Source organism: Salinibacillus aidingensis (assembly GCF_039522525.1).
Classification (GTDB): Bacteria; Bacillota; Bacilli; order Bacillales; family Alkalibacillaceae; genus Salinibacillus; species Salinibacillus aidingensis.
Genome location: NZ_BAAADO010000011.1, coordinates 44,343 through 50,989 on the forward strand (window position 1 = coordinate 44,343; position 6,647 = coordinate 50,989).

Sequence of the window (6,647 nt, forward strand, 5' to 3'; positions counted from 1 at the left end):
TGAAGAGGTGGAACAAAATTGTCTAAGAGGCTTTTATGGGGAATGATTACCGTCTTAATAGTCACCAATATTACAACCGTTCTGCTTTTCACAAACGGAAATCAGGCCTCTATTGATGAATTCGAGGATGGACGTAAAGTTCCAAATGAAGTAGCCGTTGTAGGTGATGAATCGATAAAAGCAGAAGAATGGATGGATGGATTGGAACAGAATTATGGAGAAGACTATTTGAAATCAACGATAAATCAAAAGGTTGTATTCCAGTTAGCTGAAAAACAGAACCTTTCCCTTAATGAAAAACTGATTCAAAAAGAGCTGGCAACCGTGGAAACCGCCTCAGGAATCATGAGTGACAAAGAAAGGGAGCGTAAAAGAGAGCAGTGGAAAAAGAACATTCGTTATCAGAATCTGCTCGAGCAGCTGTTGACTCAGGATATTGAAGTGACGGATTCCGAAATTGCTCAGGTATACGAGGAGGAACCGGATCAGTTTGATTTCCCGACCTCCTACCAGCTGTCACAAATTATTGTGGAAGATGAGTCCACAGCCCAAAAAGTTATTCGTGAGCTGGAAGGAGGTGCCTCTTTCTCCAGCTTGGCGAAAGAGTATTCCATTGATGAAAACACAAGTGAACAAGGGGGCATTTTGGGGTATTTCCCGGAAGACAGTACGTATCTGCAGGATATTTATTTTGAAACCGCTGAGAATATGGAGGAGGGTTCATATAGTCAGCCCTTTGAAATTGAGGACGGAACTGTGATCATTTATCTTCATCAGGTTCTGCCGGGGATTGATCTGCAATTAGAAGATGTTCGTAACGAAATCAGGCGGGAAGTCGCCAAAAATAAAATGACCCAGGAAATCTCTGCAGAATATTTATGGGGAGAAGTCGGAGTTAACTGGATTTATGGCGATCAATCATAGATTGTTGTTGTTTTCGTATTAGCGGTAACATACTATGTAAAACAGCCATGAAAATATCTTCATGAATTCAAAGGGAAATTAGTACCAAAATGTTTGACATTTCTGTCAGGTTCTCATATTCTATAATTAAAGTTTATAAAACATATTAAAATACTCGGAATTAGGGGTGTTAAGATGGAAGTGTTTGAAAATATTGTGGATGTTATTGGAAATACGCCGATTGTTAAGCTGAACGGTGTGGGTAACGAAAACAGTGCAGATATTTATGTAAAGCTCGAGTATATGAATCCGGGAAGCTCCGTTAAGGACCGTATTGCCAAGGCTATGATTGAAGATGCGGAAAAGAAGGGTGAATTAAAGCCGGGGGATACGATTATTGAACCGACAAGCGGAAATACCGGAATTGGACTGGCGATGGTTGCAGCGGCGAAAGGCTATCGTACCATTTTAACTATGCCTGACACGATGAGTAAGGAGCGTCGTAACTTACTGCGTGCTTATGGTGCAGAGCTTGTCCTGACACCAGGAAGCGAAGCCATGAAGGGTGCTATTGCCAAAGCAGAGGAATTAAAAAATGAACATGGATACTTCATGCCGCAGCAATTTGACAATGAGGCAAATCCTCGTGTTCATGCTGAAACAACAGGTAAGGAAATTGTTAAACAAATGGGCGATCAGTTAGATGCCTTTATTTCAGGTATTGGAACGGGTGGTACCATTACAGGTGCAGGAGAGGTTCTTAAAGAAAATTATGATAACGTTAAGCTTTATGCTGTTGAACCGGAAAACTCTCCTGTTCTTTCAGGTGGTAAGCCTGGTCCTCATAAAATCCAGGGTATTGGAGCAGGGTTTGTACCTGAAGTATTAGATACCAAGGTTTATGATGATGTCATAACGGTAGCAAACGAAAGTGCCTTTGAAACGGCGAGAGAAATTGCCAAGTCTCAGGGAATTTTGGGCGGGATTTCATCAGGCGCCGCTGTATATGCGGCGAAAAAAGTCGCTAAAGAACTTGGCAAGGGCAAAAAAGTACTGGCTATCCTTCCAAGTAACGGTGAGCGTTACCTGTCTACTCCTTTATACAATTTTGAAGATGAATAAGAAAAATCTTTGGACCAGATACGTTCTGGTCCTTTTTTAATGTCTAGGAAATTATAAAATTACGAATTTGTGGATAAAACATCATGAGAGGCCACGTCCGGCTCCAGCGCCCAGCGACTAGCGTGACTTTTCCTTCACCTCGTCCGATAAGTCAACATCAACTCTCTTCGTTCGTTGTGTTTCCTTTATCTCCTACGGCTCAGTCCAGTCCGTACGCCGCTAAACGGGCGCTTCCGCCTTTGTTCATGATGCACATCCAAATGGGTCAAAAGAAGCAATAGCTATTGCACTCTGAAAAAATATAAATTCTTTGATAAGATGAGGGAAATGGAAAAGATTTAGATGGGAGAGAACAAAATGAATCAGATGATCCGCATCGGCGATAAAAGCTATGATTTAAATAAAAAGACACTAGTTATGGGTATTTTAAATGTAACCCCTGATTCATTTTCTGATGGTGGAAAATTTTTTGATGAACAACGGGCCGTGGAGCATGCAGAAACGATGGTTCAAGATGGTGCTGATATTATTGATATCGGTGGAGAGTCCACACGACCTGGACACACCCCCGTTTCGGTTCAGGAGGAACTGGAACGGATAATCCCTAGTATTAAGGCTGTGAGGAAGGCTGTGGATGTGCCAATGTCCGTAGACACATTTAAAGCCAGGACAGCCGATGAGGCACTAAAAGCGGGTGCTCATATCATTAATGACATTTGGGGTGCAAAAAAAGATCCGGAAATTGCCGATGTAGCTGCCGACCATCACGCACCAATCATTTTAATGCATAATCGAAATAACCAAGATTACAACGACATTATTGAAGATATGAAAAAGGATCTGGCAAAAAGCGTGGATATAGCCAAGAAGGCAGGCGTAACAGATAAACAAATTATATTGGATCCTGGTGTAGGCTTTGCAAAGTCGATGGAGGAAAATCTGCTGGTATTGCGTCGCCTGGATGAGATTGCAACCATGGGGTATCCACTTTTATTAGGAACGTCCAGAAAACGTGTGATTGATTATGTATTAGACCTGCCTGTTGATCAGCGTATAGAGGGAACAGGTGCAACGGTCTGTTTAGGGATTGAACGAGGAGCAGGAATTGTCAGGGTACATGACGTTAAGGAGATAGCCAGAATGACGAAAATGATGGATGCAATGCTGGGAAAAGCAGGTGATAATCATGGATAAAATACATGTAAGGGGAATGAAGTTTTACGGATACCACGGGTTGTATCCGGAAGAAAACAAACTGGGTCAGCGGTATATCGTTCATTTAACCATTGAATTGGACCTTTCAAAGGCAGGAAAGACCGATCATATGGATGATAGCATCGATTACGGAAGAATTTTTGAAGTAACGAAGGAAACAGTTGAGGGACGAGCCAGGAAGCTTGTGGAAGCATTAGCTGAGGACATTGCCAGTCAACTGTTTCATGCGTTTCCGACAATCAACGCCATAAATGTGGAAATTGAAAAACCAGAAGCTCCTATTCCAGGACAATTTGATGCTGTAGGGGTAGAGGTTTACCGGGAGAATCCATTATGAATACAGCTTATATTGCATTAGGATCAAATATCGAACCAAGAGAAGGCTATTTGGAAAAATCCATTGCTTTAATTTCTGAGCACCGTCATATCCAGGTGAGAGCAGAATCAGAAATTTATGAAACCGCACCTGTAGGTTACACAGACCAGGGGACCTTTTTAAATATGGTGATTAAAGTGACAACCGACCTGTCACCTTATGAATTATTGACATACTGCCAGGATATTGAACTAAAATTGGACCGGAAAAGGGAAATCCGTTTTGGTCCCAGAACTATAGACCTTGACATTTTACTGTATAATCAAGAGAATATGAATGATGGAAAGTTAACGATTCCTCACCCGAGGATGCATCAAAGAGCCTTTGTTTTAATTCCACTTAACGATATACAGCCGGATTTAATGGTCAACGGTCAGACGGTGCGTGAGTTAATGGAAGCATTACCAGAAAACGAGGATAAAGGAGTAGCGAAATGGAAGCCGAGAAGTGGGGAAGAAGAATTCGATCCTTTCGTAAATTAAAAGGATATACTCAGGTAGATTTTGCAAAGCATATTGGCTATTCCGTTTCAATCTTAGGGGAAGTGGAACGCGGAGCAAGGCTGCCTGATCAAACCTTTTTGACCAGAGTTTCAACAGTTCTTGATATTTCCATTGAGGAACTTACTCCGGAAGACTAGGTACTTGAATACCCCTAAAGGGAATGGTAAAGTAAGAAAACGTATAAACCATATGAAACCAATGTTTAATTCACATTTCAAAAGACTATACTAATGAATTAGAAGCTAGGGCAGCAGCTTCCTGAATCAGCCTATTCATCAATAGATTATACAAAAAAAGCTGCCAGTTCATTCTGGCAGTTTCTTTACATAGTTATGCTAAAAATATTGGAGTGATGACGTTGACAGAGGAAATGAACGACCTCGTACGGGCAAGAATGGAAAAGCTTCAAAGCTACCAGGAACAGGGGATAAATCCGTTTGGAAGTAAGTTTGAGCGGACTCATTTATCAGCAGATTTAATAGAAGGATATGACGAATATACAAAAGAGGAATTAGAGGAAAAAGAATTCCCGGCCACAATCGCAGGACGTATAATGACAAAGCGTGGAAAAGGAAAAGCCGGCTTTGCCCATATTCAGGATCTTAAAGGACAGATTCAGATTTATGTGCGTAAGGATGCTGTTGGAGAAGAAGCCTATGAGTTATTCCAGTCAGCGGATTTGGGAGATATTGTCGGTGTATCCGGTACAATGTTTAAAACAAAAGTAGGGGAACTCTCTGTAAAAGCCAGTGAGTTTCACATGCTTACGAAGTCTTTGCGTCCGCTACCTGACAAATTCCACGGACTAAAAGATGTAGAGCAGCGCTATCGTCAGCGTTATTTAGACTTAATTATGAATCCGGATAGCCGGGATACCTTTATCACCCGCAGTAAGGTTCTGCAATCCATGCGGAAGTATTTAAACACAAGAGGGTTTTTAGAAGTGGAAACCCCTATGATGCATTCAATTCCAGGTGGTGCGTCTGCCCGTCCATTTGTTACACATCATAATGCACTGGATATACCTTTATATATGCGTATAGCCATTGAATTGCATCTCAAGAGATTAATAGTTGGTGGCATGGAGAAGGTTTATGAAATTGGACGAGTATTCCGTAATGAAGGTGTATCCACCCGGCACAACCCTGAATTTACAATGATTGAGCTGTATGAGGCCTTTGCAGATTTTCATGATATTATGGAACTTACTGAGAACTTAATTGCTCATATTGCAAAAAATGTGTTAGGTACAACCAAAATCCAATACGGCGATGAAGAAGTTGATCTTGAGCCTGAATGGAAGAGACTCCATATGGTTGATGCCATCAAAGAATTTGTGGGTGTTGATTTCTGGGAGAACATGAGTGATGAAGAAGCCCGCAGCCTGGCTAAAGAGCATGGCATTGATATTGAGGATAATATGAAGTTTGGCCACATTGTCAATGAATTCTTTGAACAAAGAGTGGAGGAAAAGCTCATTCAGCCTACCTTTGTTTATGGTCATCCTGTGGAGATATCCCCGTTGGCTAAGAAAAACGAGGAGGATGACCGATTCACAGATCGTTTTGAACTGTTCATTGTAGGAAGGGAACACGCAAATGCCTTTTCCGAGTTAAACGATCCGGTCGATCAAAGAGAACGCTTTGAAGCTCAGTTACAGGAAAGAGAAGAAGGAAACGACGAAGCCCATATGATGGATGAAGACTTTCTTGAGTCACTGGAATACGGTCTTCCTCCAACCGGCGGATTAGGGATTGGTATTGATCGTCTCGTTATGCTGCTTACCAATTCCCCATCTATTCGCGATGTTCTATTGTTCCCTCAAATGAAAAATAAAGAATAAGCATACAGGAAGCCATAGCAGTTCATCTCTGCTGTGGCTTTTTTGTTGGTTAAGGTTCTATGGAAGTTTGCTGTTTAAATGTATATGACAAGGGATAATATTATACGTAATTAGTTTCTGATTCTTATAAGCTGAATCATAATTATACGAAAACTATATTTACAACAGATCTTGTGGTGCCTATTTTCTGAACAAAATAGATAACAATCAGGAGATTCAACCTCCCCTCAGAACCGGAACAAGAGTGCTGATGAGGTTATATAATCAAAAATGTATATCATGCGGTTCTAACAACTATACAGTTCAAAATCGCTTGCAAGTTTCTGAAAAAAATAACATTAATAAAACTGCTTGATTTCGTAAATAATCCATGGTACATTATTAATCGTTGCTTGCGAGGCAACAAAAACAAAACATTGATTAAGCCAATAATTGGTTCTTGAAAACCAAAGGCAAATCATGATAAATTATTAATTGTCGCTTTAAAGAGCGAACAAAGCGAACAAAACAATTTAAAAAAGTTATTGACTTTGAGTTGATAGCTTGATATAATAATTAAGTCGCTTTGAGAGCGACATCGTTCGAACCTTGAAAACTGAACAAAACAACCAGTACGTCAATTCGCTATTTAAATAGCATTTTGAATATGAGCATTATGGATTTTAACATCCAAACTTATTGGAGA

At 40.6% G+C, this 6,647-nt stretch carries 7 protein-coding genes; all 7 read left to right on the top strand.

Annotation, left to right across the window (positions count from 1 at the left end; all coding sequences use genetic code 11):
* Window positions 1-18: 18 nt before the first annotated feature.
* Complete coding sequence (locus ABD006_RS17565; protein WP_343843978.1) at window positions 19-924, top strand: peptidylprolyl isomerase; 906 nt, start codon at window positions 19-21, stop codon at window positions 922-924.
* 174 nt (window positions 925-1,098) lie between these two features.
* A complete protein-coding gene (gene cysK, locus ABD006_RS17570) occupies window positions 1,099-2,025 on the top strand; it encodes a cysteine synthase A (protein ID WP_343843981.1) in 927 nt (308 codons plus the stop codon).
* 357 nt (window positions 2,026-2,382) lie between these two features.
* Window positions 2,383-3,219 (top strand): dihydropteroate synthase, encoded by an 837-nt coding sequence (gene folP / locus ABD006_RS17575; protein ID WP_343843984.1) that lies wholly within the window; start codon window positions 2,383-2,385, stop codon window positions 3,217-3,219.
* Entirely contained in the window at window positions 3,212-3,577 is a 366-nt protein-coding gene (folB, locus tag ABD006_RS17580; RefSeq protein ID WP_343843987.1) for a dihydroneopterin aldolase, read from the top strand. The genes folP and folB overlap by 8 nt, the downstream gene beginning before the upstream one ends.
* Window positions 3,574-4,098 carry a 2-amino-4-hydroxy-6-hydroxymethyldihydropteridine diphosphokinase gene (gene folK / locus ABD006_RS17585; protein ID WP_343843990.1) on the top strand — a complete coding sequence of 175 codons (525 nt, stop codon included), beginning with the start codon at window positions 3,574-3,576 and terminating at the stop codon, window positions 4,096-4,098. Before folB ends, folK begins: the two co-directional genes overlap by 4 nt.
* Window positions 4,050-4,256 (top strand): helix-turn-helix domain-containing protein, encoded by a 207-nt coding sequence (locus tag ABD006_RS17590; RefSeq protein ID WP_343843993.1) that lies wholly within the window; start codon window positions 4,050-4,052, stop codon window positions 4,254-4,256. Before folK ends, ABD006_RS17590 begins: the two co-directional genes overlap by 49 nt.
* 233 nt (window positions 4,257-4,489) lie before the next feature.
* Window positions 4,490-5,962: a lysine--tRNA ligase gene (lysS, locus tag ABD006_RS17595; RefSeq protein ID WP_425542244.1), complete on the top strand. Its 1,473-nt coding sequence runs from the start codon at window positions 4,490-4,492 to the stop codon at window positions 5,960-5,962.
* Window positions 5,963-6,647: the final 685 nt, after the last annotated feature.